Here is a 20242-nt window from a genome sequence, read left to right on the forward strand (position 1 = left end):
AGAGCGATTCCCATGGCTGAAGTCCTTGTCTACGTCGACCACGTGGACGGTGCCGTCCGCAAGCCCACCCTGGAGCTGCTGACCCTGGCCCGCCGCATCGGCGAGCCCGTCGCCGTCTCCCTCGGTTCCGGTGCCGAGAACACCGCGTCCGTCCTCGCCGAGTACGGTGCGGCGCGGGTGCTGACCGCGGATGCGCCGGAGTTCGCCGACTACCTTGTGGTGCCGAAGGTGGACGCGCTCCAGGCCGCGTACGAGGCGGTCTCCCCGGCAGCGGTGCTTGTCCCGTCCTCCGCGGAGGGCAAGGAGATCGCGGCCCGGCTGGCGGTGCGTATCGGGTCGGGCATCATCACCGACGCGGTCGATCTGGAGGCGGGGGAGGAGGGTCCGGTGGCGACGCAGTCGGTGTTCGCCGCCGCGTTCACCACCCGGTCGCGGGTGTCCAGGGGTACGCCGGTCATCACGGTCAAGCCGAACTCGGCCACTCCGGAGGTGGCCGCGGCCGCGGGTGCGGTTCAGGTGCTGGAGGTGTCCCTCTCGGAGCAGGCCACGGGGACGAAGGTGGTGTCGCGTACGCCGCGTGAGTCGACGGGTCGTCCGGAGCTGACCGAGGCGGCGATCGTGGTCTCCGGTGGGCGTGGTGTGGGCGGTGCGGAGAACTTCCCCGTCGTGGAGGCCCTGGCCGACTCCCTCGGCGCGGCCGTCGGCGCTTCGCGTGCGGCGGTGGACGCGGGCTGGTATCCGCATACCCATCAGGTCGGTCAGACGGGTAAGACGGTCTCGCCGCAGTTGTACATCGCGGCCGGTATCTCGGGTGCGATCCAGCACCGGGCCGGTATGCAGACCTCGAAGACCATCGTGGCCATCAACAAGGACGCCGAGGCCCCGATCTTCGACCTGGTCGACTACGGCGTGGTCGGCGACCTCTTCGAGGTCGTTCCCCGGCTCACCGAGGAGGTCAGGGCCCGCAAGGGCTGACGGAGCTCCAAGCCGGAGCGTGGCCGCTTCCGGTCCAGGCCGGGCCCGGGCGCTCCAGGAGGTCGCGAACGGCTCGCTGATCCCGGGGTTCCGCTCGGACGACGTGGCGCAGGCACTGGACCTGTGCCTGTCCTGCAAGGGCTGCTCGTCCGACTGCCCGGCGGGTGTGGACATGGCACCAGCGTTACCGCCGCCGGATCAGACCTGCCGCCCACTACGCTCTGGGATGGCTGCCCCGCTGGGCACGCCTGGCCTCACGCCTGCCCCGCGTGGCCAACGCCGTGCTGAGCAGGCCGTGGCCCGCGGCGCTCGTCAAGCGGCTGGGAGGCGTCGACACCCGCCGGGAGCTGCCCGCGTTCGCCACCCCCACCTTCCGGCAGTGGTTCGCCGGGCGGCCCGCCGCCACCGGGAATCCGGTGCTCCTGTGGGTCGACACCTTCACCGACCACTTCAGCCCGGAGGTCGGGAAGGCGGCCGTGACGGTGATCGAGGACGCCGGGTACGCCGTGCGGCTCACCGAAGGGCCCGTCTGCTGCGGGCTGACCTGGATCTCCACCGGCCAGCTCGACGGCGCCCGCGCTTACTGACTTCGGCGCTTCGGGGTCTGTGCGATCTATCGGTCGAGACGTATCCCAGTGAGGGCTCCGCCGAGGACGTGGTGCGGGTGCGGTGCCTTGAGCTGTCTGCGGGGCAGGGTCGGCAGTTCGCTGAGGTTAGGCTTCGCTTGAGTGTGAGGTCGTGTTCTTGTTGGTGGGCTTTGGTCGGTCAGGGCAGCAGGGCGGGGAGCAGGCCGTGCACGAGACCGGCGGCGGCTGATTCGGGGAAGTCGGGGCCGCCACCGAAGTAGCGCAGGAAGGCCTGTTGGAAGCAGGCGCCCATGAGGAGCGCTGCGGCAGCCTCGGGAGTGCTGTCAGCCGAGACACGGCCAAGGTGCTGCTCGGCCTGGAGGTAGTCGGCCAGCATGCGGACCGGGTGCTGCGGGCCGGCGCCGTATCGGGTCAGGGTTTCGCGGGCCGCCGCCATCAGCTGGGGCTGGGCCACCATGGACGCCATCATCGGGAAAGCGTGGAGGTAGAAGCGCAGCGCGCCGTGGGCCACCGCGACCAGGTTGGCCTCCACGGTCCCCTCGCCGGGAACGGCTCCGCCGGGAAAGACGGGCATCCGTTCCTGCAGGACATGCAGGAGGATCTCCTCCTTGTCGCGGAAGTGCTTGTAGAGCAGTGCCTCGGAGTAACCCGCCGCGCGCGCGATCTGCTTGGTCGTCGCGTGGGCGACGCCATGTTCCCGCATGACCGAGGCAGCCGCGTCCAGGATCCGCTCCCGCGCGTTCATGATCCCCCTTGACAGGTGAGTGAGTGCTTACCCACTCTAGTGGTGAGTGAATATTTACTAACCCAGGGGCTCCTATGAAACTCACCGTTCTCGGCGCGACCGGCGGAACCGGCTGCCAGATCGTCCGCCAAGCCGTCGATGCCGGCCACGAGGTGACCGCCATGGTCCGCGACGCGACCAGGCTGCCGCCCGACCTGCGGGATCGAATCGCCATCGTCGAGACGCACGCGGTGGACGCCACGGCCGCCACGGCGGCCATCGCCGGACGCGACGCCGTCCTCAGCGCGATCGGCACCCGCGATCTGAAGCACCCCACCCGCGTGTGCACCGAGACCGTGGATATCCTCACCACCGCGATCCGGGCCGGTAGTCACCGCGAGCCGCGGCTCGTCCTCGCGAGCAACAGCGCAATGGCACCAGGCCCCGGCGACGACCCGCTCACCCGCTTCTTCGTCAAGCCGGTCGTTCTGGCCCCCTTGCTCCGGCACATGATCGAGGACATGCGCCGGGCCGAACAGATCGTCCGCGCCTCCGGCGTACCCTGGACGATCGTCAGGGCCGGACGGCTGACTGACCGCCAGAGCAAAGGCGGCTACCGTGGCGGCGTCGACCGTAACGTCCTCGGCGGCTTCCAGATAACCAGGGCCGACTTCGCCACCGCAATGCTGGACGCCGCCACGAACCCCGCTTGCACCGGACACGTCATCTCCGTCGGCAACTGACCTCGGCGCTTCCAGGCCAGTTCGGTCTGTCGAGAGCGAGGCCGGTCCCGGCAAAGAATCCGCTGAGGATGCCGTGCCGGTACTGCAGTGCCTTGAGTCGCCTGCGGAGCAGTGTCTCCAGTTCGCCGAGGGTGCGGGTGGCCAGGTTGGCCAGGCTCCGCTTGATGTGCGCCCACAGGCCCTCGACCGGGTTGAGTTCGGGCGCGTACCCGGGCAGCAGGACCGCCGTGAGCCAGTCCCGCTCAGCCACGAGCGCCTTCATTGACTTGGAGGTATGGGTGCTCAGCCGGTCCCACACCACGATCAGCGGGGCTTTGAGCAACTGGTGGGTGCCGTCGAGAAGGCGGATGTAGTCCGTCTCGCCCAGCGAGCGGCGCTCGCCCTTGCGGCCGGTGTGTCGGCGAAGCCGGTAGCACAGGCGGGCGGGCAGGCCGGGCCGGTAGCACAGCAGCCCGGCCACCGAGAGCCGTCCCCGGCTGCGGCGGGACACCTTGACCGTCGGGGTGGTCCCGCGGCGGCCCCAGGTGCGGCCTTTGGGCGGCCGACCGGTCACGCCCGCTTCGTCCTCGAAGCAGACGAACGCGCCGGTCGCCGCCCGGAGGGTTTTACCTCCTGCCAGGTCACCTCCCGCCATGCGGTGACCGCGTCCTCGTCCCGTTCGGCGGCGGGCCGGGCCGGCATCTGCACGCTGTAGCCCATCCGGTGCAGCAGCCGGGTCACCCCGGAGACGCTGTACGACATGTGGAACTTCCGCCCGATCAGCGTGCGCACCCGGGCGGCGGTCCACACCTGGTCGTCCGCTCAGCCGTGCGCGGCCGGCCCCTCGTCGAGCCAGGTCGCGAGCTTGGCCTGCAGGTGAGGGCCGAGCCGGCAGTCGTAGCCGGAGGGGCCCTTGGAACGCAGCGACTCGCGTCCGCCCGTCCTCCAGGCGCGGCGCCACTGGTAGACCGACTTCTCGCTCACCCGTAACTCCCGGGCACTGCACGGGACTTCCACACCCTCCTCGAAGAGGTCAACAGCCCGCATCCGTACCTCTTCCCGGCGCTTGCGCTGCTCGGCGGTCAGCCCGCCCCCGTCCGGATACCGCATGCCTCCGGCGTACCAGCTCAGACGGACCGCGTCACCAGCCCCGACACAGATAACCCCAAGACGCCGAAGTCAGTAACTGCGGCGCAGCCTGGACGCGCTCGAACCCGCCCTGGAGGAAGGGATCCCCGTCGTCGGGCTGGAGCCGTCCTGCACCGCGGTACTGCGCAAGGACGCCGCCGAACTGCTGCCCGGCGACCCCCGCGCCACAGAGGTACGAACCGCGACGCGCACACTGGCCGAACTGCTGACGGCCACCACTACATGGACACCACCGCGGCTCGACGGCGTGCGCGGCATCGCACAGCCGCACTGCCACCAGCACGCCGTCATGGGCTGGACCGCCGACGCCGAACTGCTCGGACACGCCGGCGCCACCGTACGGACCGTCGGCGGCTGTTGCGGGCTGGCCGGGAACTTCGGCGTCGAGCGGGGACACTACGAGATCTCCGCCGCCGTGGCGGAGACGGCTTTGCTTCCGGCCGTGCGGAAGGCGGAGGCGGACGCGGTCGTCCTGGCCGACGGGTTCTCCTGCCGGACCCAACTCGACCAGCTCGCCGGTGTCCGCGGCACCCATCTCGCCCAGTTGCTGGCCCGGCATCTCCGACCCTCCCACGACCGTTCCTCCGAGGACCGTTCCTCCGACGACCGTCCCTCCGAGCGTGAGTGAGTGTGCGTTGCCATGACAGACGACCTCGTGCGCTATGACTGCGCGGCAGACGTGGCCCGTATCACCCTGGCCAGGCCGGCTCACGCGAACGCCGTGGACCTGCCCACGGCGCGTGCCTTCACCGCGGCGGTGGACCGGGCGGCCGACCCCGCCGTGCGAGCGGTACTCGTCCGCGGCGAGGGCCGGCGGTTCTGCGCGGGGGGCGATGTGACCGCGATGGCCGCCGCGCCGGACCGGGAGGCCTACCTGGAGGAACTGGCCATCACCCTCGATCTCGCCCTGCAACGGCTCGCGGCGCTGGACAAGCCGGTCGTCGCCGCGGTCCAGGGGGCCGTGGCGGGTGCCGGTCTGGCGCTGATGCTGAGCTGCGACGTGATCGTCTCGGCGGCGTCGACGAAGTTCCTCCTCGCCTACGCCGACGCCGGACTGACACCCGACTGCGGTGTCTCGTACCTCCTGCCCCGCGCGATCGGCCAACAGCGCGCACTCGGACTCGCCCTCACGGGCCGGACACTGACCGCGGAGGAAGCGTCGGCCTGGGGGCTGGTCAATGAAGTGGTCGACGACACGGCGCTCGGCGAACGGGCACTCCGACTCGGCGAACGGCTCGCCGCGGGACCGACGTTCGCCCTCGGGCGGACCAAACACCTGCTGCGCACCAGCTGGGTCACCTCGCGTGAGCGGAGAGGCAGGGAAGAGGCCCAGGTGATCGCCGAGGCGGTCATGACGCCGGAAGCCGCCACGATCATCGAGTCCTTCGGCCGTCCTTGAGGTGGATGCCGCTCAGCGCCCCGATGAGTCCGACTCGTCGATACGGAAGGGAAGTTCACCATGCGCTTCGAAGGAAAAGTCGCGATCGTCACCGGCGGAGCCCGGGGCATGGGCGCCTCGCACGCCCGTGGGCTGGCCGCGGAAGGTGCCCGGGTCGCCATCTGCGACCTCCTCGACGACGAGGGAGAGGCCCTGGCCGCCGAGCTCCCCCAGGCGCGGTACTGCCACCTCGACGTCACCGGCGAAACGCGATGGCAGTCCGTCGTCCGCGCGGTCGAGGACACCCTCGGCCCGGTGGACGTCCTGGTCAACAACGCGGGGATCATCCACCGTGGCAGTGTGGAAGAGCAGTCTCCCGAGCACTTCCGGCAGATCCTCGACGTCAACCTGGTGGGCGCCTTCCTCGGTATGCACACGGTCCTCCCCGGTATGTGCGAGCGTGGCCACGGCGCGGTCGTCAACGTCTCCTCCGCCACCGGTATGGCGGGCTTCGCCGGCAGCGTCGGCTATGTGCCGCGCGTCAACTCCGTCCACCCGGGCGTCATCCGCACACCGATGGGCGAGGCGGCCTCCCCCGACCTCTTCGCCCACCAGCCGGTACCCCGCATCGGGGAGCCTGAGGAGGTCACCCGCATGGTGCTCTTCCTCGCGAGCGACGACGCCTCGTACACCACGGGCGGGGAGTTCCTCATCGACGGCGGCCAGACCATCGGCCACCGCGCCGCTCGTCGTACGCCTGCGAGGCCGCTTTGAGGTGACGTCGGTGTGCCACGTATGCACGGTGTCGCCGGTCGCCAGGCGCTGAGAGAGCAGTCGCCAGGCGCTGAGAGAGAGTAAACGAACCGACGGCAGGCGCTGAGAATTCTTATCGGATCCCTTACTCCACGCTGTCACCACACTGGCTATGCGTTGTAGTGCGCGGTTCTAGGGTTTTGGCATTCGCGGACGCCAGAACTCGGCGGTCCGTTCGCCGATTGGCGGTTGCCGCCCACTTTCCCCGGAGGACCCTTATGAACGCCAAGATCCGCGCGCTTGCCGCCGTCCCGGCCATCGCCCTCGTGCTCTCGCTCTCCGCCTGCGGCGGCTCGGACTCGAAGGACGACGCGAAGGACACGGCGGCCGAATCCTCCGCCCCGGCCGGGGACGCCGCAGCCGAGGGTGGTGCCGCGGGTGGCGAGGCAGGCGGTGGTGACGACGACGGAAAGGTGGAGCCGCCCCTGACCGGGGAGATCAAGTCCAAGGCCGAGAAGGCGGCGGTGGCCGCGCACCCCGGCACTGTCCTGAAGTCGGAAGAGGACCAGGAGAACCCCGGTCTCTACGCGGTCGAGGTGAAGAAGGCCGACGGCACATCGATAGAGGTCTACCTCGACAAGAGCTTCAAGGTCGTCAAGACCAAGGAGGAGGGCACCGAGGAAAACGAAGGCTGACCACCTCGGGAGAGCCTTATCGGTGTCATCAACTCTTGAGCGGTTCCGGTGATTTCGCCACCCGGCGGATCCGAGGTCTGTGACCCTGTCGAGATGCGTGTCTTGCTCATCGAGGACGACGACCGGGTGGCCGGACCGGTGGTGGAGGGGCTGAACCGCTTCGGGTTCACCGTGGACCACGCCCGTACCGGCGCCGACGGCCTGGCCGCCGCCGGAGCGGAGATGGTACTGCTGGACTTGGGGCTCCCCGACATGGACGGCATCGACGTCTGCCGGGCCCTCAGAGCCCGCTCCCAGATTCCCATCATCATGATCACCGCCCGGAGCGACGAGGTCGACCGCGTGCTCGGCCTGGAACTCGGTGCGGATGACTATCTCTCCAAGCCCTTCGGCGTACGGGAGTTGGTCGCCCGTATCAGGGCCGTCACCCGGCGCGCCTGGCCCACCACCCCGGGCATCGACCAGGGGACTTTGGGCGTCAGCCAGACCGCACCGGGCCCGGTGGGCGGATTCGCTTCGGGACCTGCCGCCGGACCCCAGCACCTGGGGCCGCTCACCATCGACCGCCGGGCCCGCCAGGTGACCCTTCACCAGGAATCGGTCGCACTGGCCCCCAAGGAGTTCGACCTGCTTGCCTACCTCGCCGAGGACCCGGGCGCGGTCTACTCCCGCCAGCAGATTCTCGACACCGTATGGGAAGCCAACTTCTTCGGCCCCACCAAGACCCTCGATGTGCACGTAGCCGGGGTGCGCCGCAAACTCGGCGACTCCTCCTGGATCGACAACATCCGTGGCGTCGGTTACCGCCTCACCCCGCCCCCCGAAGCGCCCGGTGCCACCTCACCGGAGAGCCTGGGAGAAACCCGGTGACACACCGCCTCCTCCTCAGCTACCTCAGCCTGACACTGCTGGTGCTGCTGTGCCTCGAAGTGCCGTTCGGGTATGTGTATGCCAGTGAGCAGATGTCCCGCTTCGCCAACACCGGCCAGCAGGGCGCGGTCATGCTTGCCGAGGTGCTGGAGGAGAACGTCGAGGAGGACGCCGCCTCCGACGTACCTCAGTTGGCGGCGAGGTTCGCACGCGGCACCGACAGTCATGTGATCGTCGTGGACCGCACTGGAAAGGTGCTGACGGATTCTCGCGGCACCCGCTCCACCGGAACGGACCTCTCCGCCGATCCGGACATCGCCGGCGCACTGCGCAACCGATCCACCACGGGCACCCGCCAGGATCCCGTAATGGACGGCGAAGCCTTCTCCGCCACCATGCCGGGAAGTTCCGGAACCACCGTCCGCTGTGTCGTACGCGTCACCTACCCCCTGGCCACGGTCAACCAGAAGATCCATGACGCCTGGCTGGTGCTGGCCGCCGTCGGGGTCGGCGTCCTGGCCGCCGTCGCCCTGATCGCCCTCGCCCTCGCCCGCTGGATCACCCGCCCGGTCCGGGCCCTGGAACGTGCCACCACCCAACTCGCCAACGGCACCCTCACAGATCCGCCCGCCACCGACCTCGGCCCACCCGAGCTCCGACAGCTCGCCTCCTCCTTCACCCACACCGCCTCCCGACTGCAGCATCTGCTGCGCGCCCAGGAGGCGTTCGCCTCCGAAGCCTCCCACCAGCTGAAGACGCCACTGACCTCACTGCGTCTGCGACTGGAGAACTTCGAGCCCTACCTCGACCCCCGCGCCCAGGGCAGCCTCGACGAGGCCGTGGGCGAAGTGGAACGGCTCGGCCGCATGGTGCAAGGTCTGCTCGCCCTCGCACGGCTGGAGAGCTCCGCCACCACCCCCGAACCCACCGACCTGGACACCGTCGTCGCCGACCGGGCGGCCATGTGGACCGCCTTCGCCGCCGAACACCTCGTCGACATCGCGGTCTTGGGCCCCAGCATCGGCCAGGTGTGGGCGATCCCCGGCGCCCTGGAGCAGATCATCGACAACCTGCTCTCCAACGCACTGCGGATCTCACCCCCAGGATCCGTCATCACCCTCGCGAAAACCCCGGTGGGCGAGGATCCCCGCGGTCCGGCGGACGTCGCACTGCACGTGATGGACCAAGGCCCCGGCATGCGCGAGAGCGAACGGCGACGCGCGTTCGACCGCTTCTGGCGCGCCGCGGACGCCTACCACGACGGCACCGGACTGGGCCTGCCCATAGTCCAGCAGCTCACCCGCGCCGGCGGCGGCGACATCACCCTGGACGCCGCGCCCGGCGGCGGCCTGGACGCCATCGTCCGCCTCAAGACGGCCGACACCCGCCACTCACGCACGGCCGCCCGCGCCCGGCACGATGCCACACCACCCGCACGGATGGGCTGAAATCCTCGAGGGCATACCGGGCGTGCCGAGGAGGGGAGGCCGGTGCCGGCCATCCCCTCCTCGGCGTGTGCGGTCAGCGCAGGCGCAGGGCCTCGCGGACGGTGGTGAACAGGTCGGTCTGGTTGGTCACACCGAGGACGCGGTACGCCTCGGGCCCCTGGGCGGCGATGCGCACCTGGGTGCCGGTGTGCTCCTGGGACTGACCCGGGGTGTTGGTGGAGTAGTTGACCTTGAGCTGCTGGCCCTCATCGGTGACGAGGGTGGAGGACAGACCGGGCGGGGTGGCCTCCAGCGGCACGATCTGGCTGGTGTGGCCGTGGTCGTCGGTGACGACCTGGTAGCCGAGCTTCTGCGCCTGCTCGGTGACGGTCATGCCCTTGAACGCGCCGTCGGTGACCTTCTGGTCGAACCGCGCCTTGCCGCCGCCGAGGAGGACGTCGACCTTGTGGTTCACGGACTGTTCGGCGATCGAGCCGGGGCCGCCCGCGGCGATCGTGTCGGCGGGGCACTTGGCCATGTCGGCCGGGCCCTGGCAGGAGCGGTCGGTGGCGTGGGAGGCGAGCACCGCGGGAGTGGCGTCGGTGAGCTCGGAGGTGGTGACGCTGCCGGTGGCGTACCCGTTCTTCTGCGCGAGCTCCAGGACCGTCGGGACCGCCTTGTCGGTGCCCGGTGTCTTGGAGATGCGTCCGTTGACGGTCTTGTGGCCGGTCGCCCAGCCGGTGCCGCTGGCGGCGGAGTCGGTGACGTAGTCCGGGGTGCCGTCGGCGTGGACCGCGTAGGTGGTGTAGGCGCCGGTGAGCGGGAACTTGTCCAGGTTCAGCCGGCCGTCGGCCCCGACGGTGTAGTCACGGGCCAGCGTCATCTCCGAGTCACCCATGCCGTCGCCGATCAGCAGGATGACGTTCTTCGCCTTCCCGTCCTCGATGGCGCTCCGGGCCTGCTCCTCGCTGTCGAAGGCGCCGGCGGTGGTGGTGGCGGCCACGGCGGCAGCGGCGATGGCGCGGACGCCGGGTGCTCCGGGCCCGGCCGGTCCGGGTCCGACTAATTTGCGTGTTGGCCAACAAGTTTATAGGCTGCTCCTCATCCTGAAGGAGGTTTTGATGATCGAGATGGATGAGCGGGCCCTCGACGCACTGCTGGCCGAGGACCCCGGTGGACCCGTGGTGATGCTGAACCTGCTGCGGTTCCGCCCGGACGGTGGCCGCGAGAGCTACCAGCGCTACATCGAGGCGCTGGGCTCGGAGATCCACGGGCGGTACGGACTGCGGGTGGAGTACCTGGGGGACGGCGGTCGTGCCCTGGTCGCCGAGGACGGACAGGCATGGGACACGGTGCTCCTGGTGCGTTACCCCAGCCGCCAGGCGTTCGCCGACATGGCCCGCGACCCCGACTATCAGGCGGTGGCCCACCTCCGCACCGAGGCGCTGGTGGAATCGGTCCTGCAGCCCACCGTGCCGCTCCAGGGCGGGGTGAGCTGATGCCCGCGGTCTTCGTACACGGCAATCCCGAGACGGCGGCCGTCTGGGATCTGCTGATCGCCGAACTGGAGGCCGCCGGTGCGGCTCCGGCCGACCTGATCCGGCTGTCCCCGCCCGGGTTCGGCGCACCGCTGCCGGACGGGTTCGGGGCGACCGTCGGGGAGTATCGCGACTGGCTGATCGGCGAGCTGACAGGCTTCTCCGAGCCCGTCGACCTGGTGGGCCACGACTGGGGTGGCGGACATGTCCTCAACGCGGTGATGAGCCGCCCGGAGCTCGTACGCAGCTGGGTCAGCGACACGATCGGGGTCTACGACCCCGAGTACGTCTGGCATGAGCTCGCCCAGCGATGGCAGACCCCGGGAGCCGGCGAGGCCGATGTGGCCGCGCGCTTCGGCGCGCCCCTCGAGCGGCGGATCGCGACGCTCGTCGAGCGGGGGATGGGCGAGGCGGTGGCCGAACGGGTCGCCCAGGGCCAGAACGAGGCGATGGGCCGGGCCGTGATCGCGCTCTACACCTCCGCCACCCGACCGGTGATGACCGAACTCGGCCGGGACCTGGAGAACGCGGCCCGGCGGCCGGGGCTCGTGGTGCTCGCCACCGAGGACCACGTGGGCGGGACCGTCGAGCAGCGACGCCGCGGCGCGCGCCGGGCCGGTGCCCGGGTGGAGGTCCTCGACGGGCTGGGCCACTGGTGGATGACACATGACCCGCACCGTGGTGCCGAGGTTCTCACCCGCTTCTGGGCGTCCCTGGACCACGGGTAGCCGCGCGGATATGGCCGCCACCCCCGGTGGATCAGTGGCTGCCACCCCCGATGGGATCAGGAGCGGGGGCGCAGCCCGGGTGCGGTGGGCGGCCGGCCGGTGAGGTTGGTGATCAGCTCTGTGCACAGATCGCGGAGTTTGATGTTGCGGTGCTGGGAGGCGGAGCGCAGGATGCCGAAGGCTTCCTGCGCGGTGCACCGGCGCTGGCCCATGATGACGCCGAGGGCCTGGTCGATGACGCTGCGATGCGTCATGGCGGCTTGCAGCTGACCGGCGAACTCCTGGGTGTCGGCGATGCGCTGGGCCAGCGCGATGGCGCCGGTCGCCTGGGCGGCGAGTGAGCGCAAGGAGGTGAGATCGGCCTGTGCGTACGCCTCCGGCGGGGCGGCGTACAGGTTCAGGGCGCCGGTGGTGTGGGTGCGAGGGGCTATCGGCAACGAGAGGGACGAACGCATCCCGCAGGCGACGGCGTAGGCGGGGTAGTCGCCCCACCTGGTCTCCGCGAGCATGTCGTCGATGAGGAGTTCCTCTCCGGTGCGCAGCGCCTGCAGACAGGGGCCGTCGTCCTGGCCGTACTGCTTCTCGTCCAACTCCGGTGCCGCGGTACCGGAGCTGACCACGGTCAGGGGCCGGCCATCCCGCTGCAGCGTGAGGCCGGCGCCCTGGGCGCGGGACAACTCCAGGGCCGCGTCGGCCAGTGTCTGCAGGAAGTCCTCGAGTGAGTCGGTCTCCAGCAGCCACTGCGTGATGTCGCTGCCGTTGTACGCGTCGTCGACACTCATCAGGGATCCCTTCACAAGGCCCGTGGCCTCTCGGTCGGCATCGTGACGTGCCACCGGGGCGACGGAGTCCAGCGTCCGAAGGAACAGCTCCGGTGCGACCACCACCTGACGTCGGTGTCGGACGACGCAGCATGGCCTCTTACGTCCGCACGAGTACCACTTCGCGCTCCGTGGAACCCGTCGGCGAGCACATCCGCACGGCGGCGGCTGGTGGGCACGTATCGCGTTGAGGGAAGTGATCGAGATGGCTATGTTCGGCCCCATGGCGGACGACGAAGGCACACGTGCGGCACGGTTGGTGGACGCCCAGGCGAAGGCCGTGCGGCTCTTCGCGGAGATCGAGGAGCGCGGGCTGGTGGCGCCCGGGGAGGGGGAGCGGGCGGTCAGCGACCGGATCCGGGACCTGGCGAACGCGATGTTCGGTACGACCCGGCACTGGCACAAGCGGATCGTGCGCTCGGGGCCGAACACCCTCCTGCCGTACCGGGAGAATCCGCCGGACCGGGCGATCGGTACGGACGACATCGTGTTCGCCGACTTCGGGCCGATCTTCGAAGAGTACGAGGCCGACTTCGGACGGACGTTCGTCCTCGGCGACGACCCGGTCAAGCACCGGCTGCGGGACGATCTGCCCAGGGTGTTCGCCGCCGGGAAGACCTTCTTCGAGGGCGACCCGGAGATCACCGGCGAGCGGCTGCACACCGAGGTCGGCCGCCTGGCCGCCGAGGCCGGCTGGGAGCTGGGCGGCTGGCACGCGGGACATCTGGTCGGGGAGTTCCCGCACGAGACGATCGACGGCGCGGACATGGAGTCGTACATCACGCCCGGCAACGGCACACCACTGCGGCGCACCGACAAGACCGGACGCCGCTGCCACTGGATCCTGGAGATCCACCTCATCGACCGGGAGCGGGGGTTCGGCGGATTCCACGAGGAACTGCTCACCTTGTGACCGGTCCCCGGTGGCGCGCCGGGCGTAAGGGTCCCTTGCTTCCCACGGAGGCCGTGCATGCTGCTGCGTCAGCTGGAGTGCCTCGTCGCGCTCGCCAGGGAGCGGCACTTCGCCCGCGCGGCGGCCTCCTGCTACGTCTCGCAGCCCTCGCTGCCCGCCGCGATACGCCGCCTGGAACACGAACTGGACGTACCGATCGTGCGGCGGGGGCGGCGCTTCGAGGGGCTGACCCCGGAGGGCGAGCTGGTGCTGGCGTGGGCACATCGCATCCTGGCCGAGCGGGACGCGCTGCTCCAGGAACTCTCGACCCTGCGCGGCGGCCTGACCGGCGCCCGGAAGGCGCGGTGGTCGCAGGCCGCGTCCCTGCCCCTGTGCCTGCTGGTCCCGCGGATGCGCAACCGCCGCATCATGAACGAGTACTTCGCGGCCGACGGCGCCACCGCCACCCCCGCGATCGAGTCGGACAGCGTGCCGGGGCTGTACGCACACCTCCGCGGCGGGCGCTGGTCCAGTGTGATCTCACACGCCTGGCTGCGCATGTTCGGCGTGCCCGCCGGGATGCGGGTCGTGCCGCTGGACGGCCCCGTACGCGGGCCACGGGTCGGCCTGGTCACCGGCACGGACGATCCCCCCTCCGTGCTCGCCGAGGCGCTGCTGACGGTGGCCCGGGAGGCGGGGGTGCGGGACGATTGGCGATGGCGGTGTCCACGTTGGGGATGCACTGCGCCGCCAGCAAGACCGCCAGCAGCGGCGCGGCGGATCGACGCGTCGTTGACGAGACCGTCCTCACTGGTCGGCTGCCGACCATCCTGGGGGAACGGCCACCGTGGCGCTGGCGGGATTCGGACGCGGCGTTGCGGGGTGCGGTCTGCTCGGGCGTCAGCGGCGTGGCGCGGGACGTCGGCCCGGTGGCTGGGCGGGCTCGGGGAGGGCGGTGGGCGGCTCGAGGGGGCGGGTCTGCGGGGCGTCCTCGGCGAGGGTGATGACCTCGCCGCCGTGGCTGATCCGGATGGGATCGCCTTGCCGCAGCGCATAGGTGACCTGCGAGCCCGTGATGTCGACCCGCAGACAGCTCTGCCGGACCCGCAGCGAGAAGGCCAGCCGGTGGAGGCTCTCGGGAAGCCGGGGCGCGAAGTACAGGACGTCCCCGTAGTCGCGCAGGCCGCCGAAGCCGGCCACCAGCCCGATCCAGGTGCCCGCGAGGGAGGCGATGTGGAGGCCGTCGCGGGTGTTCTTCTCCAGGTCGGCCAGGTCCATCAGCGCGGCCTCGCCCAAGTAGTCGTAGGCCAGGCGCAGATGGCCCACTTCGGCGGCCATCACACACTGCACACAGGCCGACAGCGAGGAGTCCCGGACGGTCAGCGGCTCGTAGTAGGCGAAGTTCCGCGCCTTCTGGTCGCGTTCGAAGGCATCGCCGCACAGGAACATCGCCAGCACCAGGTCCGCCTGCTTGACCACCTGTTTCCGGTACAGGTCGAAGTACGGGAAGTGCAGCATCAGCGGATAGTGCTCGGGTGGTGTGCCCTTGAAGTCCCATACGTCGAGCCCGGTGTAGCCCGCCGACTGCTCGTGGAGGCCCAGCGCGTCGACGTACGGCACGGACATCGCCCTGGCGGCATCACGCCATGCGGCGGTCTCCGGCTCGTCGACACCGAGCGCCGCGGCCTCCGCCGCGTGGCGCTCGGCCACATCCGCCGCGGCCCGCAGATTCGCCCGGGCCATGAGGTTGGTGTACGCGTTGTCGTTCGCGAGCGCGCTGTACTCGTCGGGGCCGGTGACGCCGTCGATGTGGAAGCGGCCCCCGGAGTCGTGATGACCGAGGGAATGCCACAGCCGGGCCGTCTCCACCAGCAGTTCCAGCCCGGTCCGCCGCTCGAAGTCCGTGTCGCCGGAGGCCCGGATGTAGCGCATGACGGCCGCCGCGATGTCCGCGTTGATGTGGAAGGCCGCGGTTCCGGCCGGCCAGTACCCGGAGCACTCCGCGCCGTCGATCGTGCGCCATGGAAAGGCCGCGCCCCGCAGTCCGAGCTGCCGGGCGCGCTTCCGCGCCGCGGGCAGGGTGTTCTGCCGCCAGTGCAGGGCCTCGGCGACGCAGTTCGGCGAGGCGTAGGTGAGCAGTGGCAGCACGAACGCCTCGGTGTCCCAGAAGGCGTGTCCGTCGTAGCCGGAGCCGGTCAGGCCCTTGGCCGGGATCGCCCGCTGCTCGGCCCGGGTGCCGGCCTGCAGTACGTGGAAGAGGGCGAAGCGCACGGCCTGCTGGATCTCCGCGTCACCGTCGACCTCGATGTCGGAGTGGTGCCAGAAGCCGTCGAGGAACTCGCGCTGCTGATCGACCAGGCCCTGCCAGCCGGTGTTGCGCGCACCGCTGAGCGCGGCCTCGACCTGGTCCCGGACGGCCGGCAGCGAACGGAATCCGGACCAGCCGTACGCCACGAACTTCTCGATGCGCAGCCGCTCGCCGGGGTCGAGCACGGCGGTGACGGTCACGCGGCCCACGTCATCCGTGGCCTCGCCGGCGGTCCGGGTGGATCCGGGGCCCCGCACCACATGGTCGGCGGCGGCCGCGATCCGCTGCCCGCTCACCGCCGTCCGGTGCACCAGGCGCAGCCGCAGGTCGAGCGCGAAGTTCTCCTCGGGCAGCAGGCATGACTCCAGAGCGGCGCCGACCCGGGGATCGCCGCTGAGCGTGGGCAGTTGCTCATTGGCGACGAGCTCCGACTGCACGACCACGTTCGTCCGGTCGTCCAGCGGCTCCACTTCGTAGGCGACCGCGGCGATGGCGCGCTGGCTGAAGGAGATCATCCTGGTGGAGCGCACCCGGACCGTCTTGCCGACCGGCGAGGTCCATTCGCAGACGCGGTGGAGCAGTCCGGTACGCAGATCGAGCACCCGCTCATGGGAGCGCAACCGCCCGTAGCGCAGGTCGAACGGTTCGTCGTCGACCAGCAGCCGGATGAGCTTGCCGTTGGTCACGTTGATGGCCGTCTGGCCGGACTCGGGGAATCCGTAACCGCCCTCCGCGTACGGCAGCGGATGCTGCTCGTGCACACCGTTGAGATAGCTGCCGGGCAGGGCGTGCGGCTCGCCCTCGTCGAGGTTGCCGCGCCAGCCGACATGCCCGTTGGACACCGAGAAGACGGATTCGCTCTGGGCCAGTACGTCCAGGTTGAGCTCGGTCTCGCGCAGACACCACGGCTCGACGGCATAGGCATGGTGGCTGATCACTTGCGACCCTCCAGCAGCTCGTAGAGGTCCGATGCCACGCCGCGCACTGTGTCCGGGATGCCCAACTTCGCCGTATTGACGATTCTACCGGCTCTACCGGCTCTACCGGCGATGTCAGCCGCGCGCCGCGGCGGGCTCAACGGCCGCCCTGGGGGAGCGCGCGGATCGCGCGCGGCGTGGCCGTGAACGGCGTGGCCATGAACGGCGTGGTCCCGAACTCCGGATGTTTGCCCTCGAGGCGGGAGAGATGGTCGAGCAGAATGCCCTCGCGCAGGGCCCATGGGCAGATGGTGAGTCGTTTCACCGCCATGATCTCCATGGCGACCTCCGCGACGATGGCACCGGCCAGGCATTGACGCGCCCTGGAGGCGGAGATTCCGGGCAGCTTCGCCCGCTGTCCGTCCGTTCTGACCGCGAGCCGTGACACCCAGGGCACCAGCTCCTTACGGCTGAGACCGTGGACCGCGGGCAGACCGTTGCCGGGCCGCGGGGTTCCGGCGAGGCGGGCCAGCTGGGCGAACGTCCTGGACGTGGCGACGCAGGACAGGGGCGTCGGCTGTGCGCGCAGTTCGGCGGTGCCCTGGCCGAGGGCGGAGCGTACGTGCCGACGCAACGCCTTGACGTCCCGCTTCTTCACTGGCGTGGCATCGGGCAGATGGTGGCGGGTGAGCCGGTCGGCTCCCAGCGGCAGGGAGACGGCGAGGGCAGGGTCCGTGCCGCTTCCGCAGGCGATCTCCAGGGAGCCGCCGCCGATGTCGAGGAGCAGTATCCGCCCCGCCGACCAGCCGAGCCAGCCGCGCACCGCCCGGAACGTCAGCCGGGCCTCCTCCACTCCGCTCATGAAACCCACGCGGATACCGGTGGCGGCCTCGATCTCGTCGAGCACCGCGTCCCGGTTGGCCGCGTCCCGCACGGCCGAGGTGGCGAAGGGGATCAGATGGTCGACGTGGTGGGCGGACGCGGCCGCGGCACTCGCGGTGACGGCGCCGACCAGGGACCGGATCGCCTCGCGGGGGATCACCCCCTGGCGATCGGTCGCGTCGGCCAGGTGGACCGGCTGTTTCCACGAGGCCACCGGCTCCGGGGGTCTACCGGGGAAAAGGTCGGCGATCTTGAGATGGACGGTACGGGATCCGATGTCGAGCACTCCGCAGCGCATCCGTGATGAGTGCCCCCACCTGACATATTCCAGACGTCGGATGATCGCTTGCTGTCCGGACGCTGTTCCGGAGATCCGGTCTTCGTGTCTTCGTATGGGGGGAGAGCTGCTACGGGGTGGTGGGTTCGTTTACGCTGTCGCTCGCCCGAACGGCGAGAGACGGGGTGACGGGGAGCATGTCCCGACCGGACCATGACCATGGTCGATTGGCGGTTCCACCCGTTGGGGCGGGGCAGCGACCGGGGTGGCCGACAGCTCCGCCACCACACCGCCCCCTGGGGGCCGCGGATCCCGCCACGGCCGGTCCGTACCGGCTGGAGGCGGTGCTGGGCGCGGGGGGAATGGGCCGCGTCTACCTGGCGCGTACACCGGCCGGCAGTGCGGTGGCGGTCAAGGTCGTCCACCGCGAATACGCGGGCGACGCCTCGTTCCGCAAGCGCTTCGAGCAGGAAGTGGCCGCGGCCCGGCGGGTCCAGGGTCTCTACACCGTGCCGGTCGTGGACGCGGATCTGCGGGCCGAGGAGCCCTGGCTGGCCACGGCGTACGTACCCGGGCCGTCCCTTCAGCACGCGGTCGCCGAAAGCGGGCCGCTGCCGGCCGACGCGGCGCTGGGGCTGATCGCCAGGGTGGCCGAGGCCCTGCAGTCCATCCACGCCGCCGATGTGATCCACCGTGACCTGAAGCCCTCCAACATCATCCTCACCGCCGAGGGACCGAAGGTCATCGACTTCGGTATCGCGCGGGCCGCGGATGTCACCGCGGTGACCGCCACCGGGATGCGCACCGGAACACCCGCCTACATGGCGCCCGAATACATCAGGGGGCAGGACGTCACCGAGGCCGGTGATGTCTTCGCCCTCGGTGTGATCGCCGGTTTCGCCGCCACCGGACGGCTCGCCTTCGGCGGCGGCTCCGACCACAGCGTCATCTACCGCATCCTGGAGCAGGCTCCCGACCTCGACGGCTGCCCCGAGCCCCTCCGGGCCATCGCCGACCACTGTCTGGCGAAGGACCCGGAGCGGCGGCCGACCCCCGCCCAGGTCATCGAGCAGTGCGGCCGGGTCGGCACGACGGGCATCGCGGACGCCATCGCCGACGCCCACACCCGCACCGTGGTGTCGCCGTCAGGGCCCGAGCGCGTGGCACCCGGCCCGGTCAACGCCCCTGGCTCGCTGGGCACTCCCGGCTCGCCCGACGCCGAGACACGCACATCACTGTCGCCGCGCGGCTCCGGGCCCGCCGCCCCCGTACCGCCGCCGTCCGCTCCGGCCGCGCCCGACCCGGCACGGGGCGCCGCCCCCGGCGACCCCGCGACCCCACCGAGTGCGGACACCTCGCCGAATCCACCCGTCCCGGACCCGCTCACCACGCCTGCCCCGGGGCTGGCCGTCCTGCTCAGCGGAGTCGGGATCCTCGTCCTCGCCGTCGTCCTGATCGCCGTCTACCTCCCCGGCTCTTCCCCCGACCGCGGCCCCAGCCTCCCCTATCGCTCGTTCGAGCCGACGGCCGCCATCGGCCCCACCGGGCAGTCCAGAGACACCGAAGGCATGGCGTTCAGCCCGGATGGCAAGACCCTGGCCACGGGCAGCGACGAGGGCAAGGTGCGACTGTGGAATGTCGCCGACCGCAAACCACGCGCCACCTTCACCCAACGCGACGGCGTCGGCAACAACGGCTTCCCGACTCGCGAGGTGACGTTCAGCCCCGATGGCAAGATCCTCGCTGCCACCAATACGACCGGCTGGGTAACCCTGTGGGACGTGGCCAAGCACCGGCAGATTCGCGTCCTTGACGGCGTCAACGGCGGCGAAAGGGTGGCATTCAGCCCGGATGGCAAGCTGTTCGCCACCGGCAGTCAGTCCGGCTCGGTGTCCCTGTGGGACATCAACAGCCGCAAGCAGGACGAGATACTCGCTTACTACGACCAGGACGCCAAAGTCACGGGTGTGGCCTTCAGCCCGGACGGCCGGACGTTGGCCTCCGCGAGCGACGACTCCGACAGCAACCTCACCCCGGAACACTCGGTGCGGCTGTGGGACGTGGCACACCGCGATCCGGAACCTTACGGCCAACACGATCCGCGGGTCACCATCTCCCCCGCGCAAGGAATCCTGAGCCTGGCGTTCAGTCCGGACGGCAAGACGATCGCCACCGGTAGCTACGACAAGGTGCGGTTGTGGGATGTGAAGACCGGCCGTCAGCGAGCCGCACTCAGCGACTCCTACCAGGCGACGGTCGACCACCTGGCGTTCAGTCCGGACGGCAAGACGCTCGCCGCCCCCGCCGGACATGGACTGATGCTGTGGAACGTGGCCACACGCAAACCACGCGCCATCCTGTCGACCGGCGCGCGGGGGGCGGAGAGCACGGTCCGGGACGTGGCCTTCAGCAGGGACGGTCGGCTCATCGCGGGCAATGACACCAAGCACCACAAGGTGTACTTGTGGAAGAACCCGTACCGGGCGAGCCAGGGGGCGTCCGGCGGATCGTGACGCCTGCGGCGGGCTGCTTTCCCCTCCCCGCCCCTTCCCGCAACTGGGGCTCCGCCCCACGCCCCCCCCACCGGGCGGGCTCCCAA

The 20242-nt window shown here is 70.5% G+C and carries 21 protein-coding genes and 1 pseudogene; 14 read left to right on the forward strand and 8 right to left on the reverse strand.

Features of this window, described 5'->3' with window-relative positions; all coding sequences use genetic code 11:
• Positions 1–12 precede the first annotated feature (12 nt).
• The gene (locus ACFXB5_RS22155; protein ID WP_385210623.1) at positions 13–975 is read left to right on the forward strand and encodes an electron transfer flavoprotein subunit alpha/FixB family protein; all 963 of its coding nucleotides are present in this window, start codon (positions 13–15) and stop codon (positions 973–975) included.
• Between the two features lie 269 nt (positions 976–1244).
• Entirely contained in the window at positions 1245–1562 is a 318-nt protein-coding gene (locus ACFXB5_RS22160; protein ID WP_385210497.1) for a hypothetical protein, read from the forward strand.
• A 178-nt stretch (positions 1563–1740) separates the two neighbouring features.
• On the opposite strand, the gene ACFXB5_RS22165 is transcribed toward ACFXB5_RS22160, so the two are convergent.
• On the reverse strand, positions 1741–2307 hold the full coding sequence (locus ACFXB5_RS22165) for a TetR/AcrR family transcriptional regulator (protein WP_385210500.1): 567 nt from the start codon (positions 2305–2307) through the stop codon (positions 1741–1743).
• Between the two features lie 74 nt (positions 2308–2381).
• Here ACFXB5_RS22165 and ACFXB5_RS22170 point away from each other — a divergent pair, with 74 nt between their 5' ends.
• Positions 2382–3029 (forward strand): NAD(P)-dependent oxidoreductase, encoded by a 648-nt coding sequence (locus tag ACFXB5_RS22170; protein ID WP_385210502.1) that lies wholly within the window; start codon positions 2382–2384, stop codon positions 3027–3029.
• Here ACFXB5_RS22170 and ACFXB5_RS22175 read toward each other — a convergent pair.
• The 3 genes from ACFXB5_RS22175 to ACFXB5_RS22185 are packed head-to-tail and all read right to left on the reverse strand — an operon-like array spanning position 3010 to position 4118.
• Complete coding sequence (locus ACFXB5_RS22175; RefSeq protein WP_385210505.1) at positions 3010–3582, reverse strand: transposase; 573 nt, start codon at positions 3580–3582, stop codon at positions 3010–3012. The two genes, ACFXB5_RS22170 and ACFXB5_RS22175, sit on opposite strands and share 20 nt — an antisense overlap.
• Positions 3579–3818, reverse strand: a complete 240-nt coding sequence (locus ACFXB5_RS22180; protein ID WP_385210508.1) for a winged helix-turn-helix domain-containing protein — start codon at positions 3816–3818, stop codon at positions 3579–3581. Before ACFXB5_RS22180 ends, ACFXB5_RS22175 begins: the two co-directional genes overlap by 4 nt.
• A 12-nt stretch (positions 3819–3830) precedes the next feature.
• Complete coding sequence (locus tag ACFXB5_RS22185; protein WP_385210511.1) at positions 3831–4118, reverse strand: helix-turn-helix domain-containing protein; 288 nt, start codon at positions 4116–4118, stop codon at positions 3831–3833.
• 286 nt (positions 4119–4404) lie between these two features.
• On the opposite strand from ACFXB5_RS22185, the gene ACFXB5_RS22190 reads away from it, so the two are divergent.
• The 6 genes from ACFXB5_RS22190 to ACFXB5_RS22215 all read left to right on the forward strand — a co-directional run bounded on the left by ACFXB5_RS22190 (position 4405) and on the right by ACFXB5_RS22215 (position 9301).
• Entirely contained in the window at positions 4405–4785 is a 381-nt protein-coding gene (locus ACFXB5_RS22190; RefSeq protein WP_385210513.1) for a hypothetical protein, read from the forward strand.
• A gap of 12 nt (positions 4786–4797) precedes the next feature.
• On the forward strand, positions 4798–5556 hold the full coding sequence (locus ACFXB5_RS22195; RefSeq protein WP_385210516.1) for an enoyl-CoA hydratase/isomerase family protein: 759 nt from the start codon (positions 4798–4800) through the stop codon (positions 5554–5556).
• 60 nt (positions 5557–5616) lie between these two features.
• Positions 5617–6309 (forward strand): SDR family oxidoreductase, encoded by a 693-nt coding sequence (locus ACFXB5_RS22200; protein ID WP_385210519.1) that lies wholly within the window; start codon positions 5617–5619, stop codon positions 6307–6309.
• Between the two features lie 257 nt (positions 6310–6566).
• The gene (locus tag ACFXB5_RS22205; RefSeq protein WP_385210521.1) at positions 6567–6983 is read left to right on the forward strand and encodes a PepSY domain-containing protein; all 417 of its coding nucleotides are present in this window, start codon (positions 6567–6569) and stop codon (positions 6981–6983) included.
• Between the two features lie 93 nt (positions 6984–7076).
• Complete coding sequence (locus tag ACFXB5_RS22210; protein WP_385210524.1) at positions 7077–7853, forward strand: response regulator transcription factor; 777 nt, start codon at positions 7077–7079, stop codon at positions 7851–7853.
• Entirely contained in the window at positions 7850–9301 is a 1452-nt protein-coding gene (locus tag ACFXB5_RS22215) for a sensor histidine kinase (RefSeq protein ID WP_385210527.1), read from the forward strand. The genes ACFXB5_RS22210 and ACFXB5_RS22215 overlap by 4 nt, the downstream gene beginning before the upstream one ends.
• A 73-nt stretch (positions 9302–9374) precedes the next feature.
• Here the strand turns inward: ACFXB5_RS22215 and ACFXB5_RS22220 are convergent, their stop codons facing one another.
• Complete coding sequence (locus ACFXB5_RS22220; protein WP_385210530.1) at positions 9375–10283, reverse strand: alkaline phosphatase; 909 nt, start codon at positions 10281–10283, stop codon at positions 9375–9377.
• 118 nt (positions 10284–10401) lie between these two features.
• On the opposite strand from ACFXB5_RS22220, the gene ACFXB5_RS22225 reads away from it, so the two are divergent.
• Complete coding sequence (locus tag ACFXB5_RS22225) at positions 10402–10779, forward strand: DUF1330 domain-containing protein (protein WP_385210532.1); 378 nt, start codon at positions 10402–10404, stop codon at positions 10777–10779.
• Complete coding sequence (locus ACFXB5_RS22230) at positions 10779–11546, forward strand: alpha/beta fold hydrolase (protein WP_385210535.1); 768 nt, start codon at positions 10779–10781, stop codon at positions 11544–11546. The genes ACFXB5_RS22225 and ACFXB5_RS22230 overlap by 1 nt, the downstream gene beginning before the upstream one ends.
• A 56-nt stretch (positions 11547–11602) precedes the next feature.
• Here the strand turns inward: ACFXB5_RS22230 and ACFXB5_RS22235 are convergent, their stop codons facing one another.
• The gene (locus tag ACFXB5_RS22235; RefSeq protein WP_385210538.1) at positions 11603–12328 is read right to left on the reverse strand and encodes a GAF and ANTAR domain-containing protein; all 726 of its coding nucleotides are present in this window, start codon (positions 12326–12328) and stop codon (positions 11603–11605) included.
• 262 nt (positions 12329–12590) lie between these two features.
• Between ACFXB5_RS22235 and ACFXB5_RS22240 the strand changes: the two genes are divergently transcribed.
• Positions 12591–13280, forward strand: a complete 690-nt coding sequence (locus ACFXB5_RS22240) for a M24 family metallopeptidase (RefSeq protein WP_385210541.1) — start codon at positions 12591–12593, stop codon at positions 13278–13280.
• Between the two features lie 57 nt (positions 13281–13337).
• Positions 13338–13964, forward strand: a pseudogene (locus ACFXB5_RS22245) (LysR family transcriptional regulator); the annotation flags it as partial.
• A 195-nt stretch (positions 13965–14159) separates the two neighbouring features.
• Here the strand turns inward: ACFXB5_RS22245 and ACFXB5_RS22250 are convergent.
• Together ACFXB5_RS22250 and ACFXB5_RS22255 are read right to left on the reverse strand one after the other, a co-directional pair.
• Complete coding sequence (locus tag ACFXB5_RS22250; protein WP_385210544.1) at positions 14160–16505, reverse strand: glycoside hydrolase family 65 protein; 2346 nt, start codon at positions 16503–16505, stop codon at positions 14160–14162.
• 136 nt (positions 16506–16641) lie between these two features.
• Positions 16642–17652 carry a hypothetical protein gene (locus tag ACFXB5_RS22255; RefSeq protein WP_385210546.1) on the reverse strand — a complete coding sequence of 337 codons (1011 nt, stop codon included), beginning with the start codon at positions 17650–17652 and terminating at the stop codon, positions 16642–16644.
• Positions 17653–17840: 188 nt separating this feature from the next.
• Between ACFXB5_RS22255 and ACFXB5_RS22260 the strand changes: the two genes are divergently transcribed.
• Positions 17841–20156, forward strand: coding sequence for a WD40 repeat domain-containing serine/threonine protein kinase (locus tag ACFXB5_RS22260; protein ID WP_385210549.1), 2316 nt, complete (start codon positions 17841–17843; stop codon positions 20154–20156).
• The last annotated feature ends 86 nt before the right edge of the window (positions 20157–20242 follow it).

This window comes from Streptomyces sp. NPDC059455 (assembly GCF_042750115.1).
Taxonomy (GTDB): Bacteria; Actinomycetota; Actinomycetes; order Streptomycetales; family Streptomycetaceae; genus Streptomyces; species Streptomyces endocoffeicus.

Bases quoted from the DNA above. Each gene is read 5' to 3' on its own strand.
- ACFXB5_RS22205 (WP_385210521.1), top strand. From the start codon at position 6,567: ATGAACGCCAAGATCCGCGCGCTTGCCGCCGTCCCGGCCATCGCCCTC.
- ACFXB5_RS22165 (WP_385210500.1), bottom strand. From the start codon at position 2,307: ATGAACGCGCGGGAGCGGATCCTGGACGCGGCTGCCTCGGTCATGCGG.
- ACFXB5_RS22210 (WP_385210524.1), top strand. From the start codon at position 7,077: ATGCGTGTCTTGCTCATCGAGGACGACGACCGGGTGGCCGGACCGGTG.
- ACFXB5_RS22185 (WP_385210511.1), bottom strand. From the start codon at position 4,118: ATGCGGTATCCGGACGGGGGCGGGCTGACCGCCGAGCAGCGCAAGCGC.
- ACFXB5_RS22235 (WP_385210538.1), bottom strand. From the start codon at position 12,328: ATGAGTGTCGACGACGCGTACAACGGCAGCGACATCACGCAGTGGCTG.
- ACFXB5_RS22260 (WP_385210549.1), top strand. From the start codon at position 17,841: ATGTCCCGACCGGACCATGACCATGGTCGATTGGCGGTTCCACCCGTT.
- ACFXB5_RS22155 (WP_385210623.1), top strand. From the start codon at position 13: ATGGCTGAAGTCCTTGTCTACGTCGACCACGTGGACGGTGCCGTCCGC.
- ACFXB5_RS22200 (WP_385210519.1), top strand. From the start codon at position 5,617: ATGCGCTTCGAAGGAAAAGTCGCGATCGTCACCGGCGGAGCCCGGGGC.
- ACFXB5_RS22225 (WP_385210532.1), top strand. From the start codon at position 10,402: ATGATCGAGATGGATGAGCGGGCCCTCGACGCACTGCTGGCCGAGGAC.
- ACFXB5_RS22230 (WP_385210535.1), top strand. From the start codon at position 10,779: ATGCCCGCGGTCTTCGTACACGGCAATCCCGAGACGGCGGCCGTCTGG.
- ACFXB5_RS22170 (WP_385210502.1), top strand. From the start codon at position 2,382: ATGAAACTCACCGTTCTCGGCGCGACCGGCGGAACCGGCTGCCAGATC.
- ACFXB5_RS22240 (WP_385210541.1), top strand. From the start codon at position 12,591: ATGGCGGACGACGAAGGCACACGTGCGGCACGGTTGGTGGACGCCCAG.
- ACFXB5_RS22195 (WP_385210516.1), top strand. From the start codon at position 4,798: ATGACAGACGACCTCGTGCGCTATGACTGCGCGGCAGACGTGGCCCGT.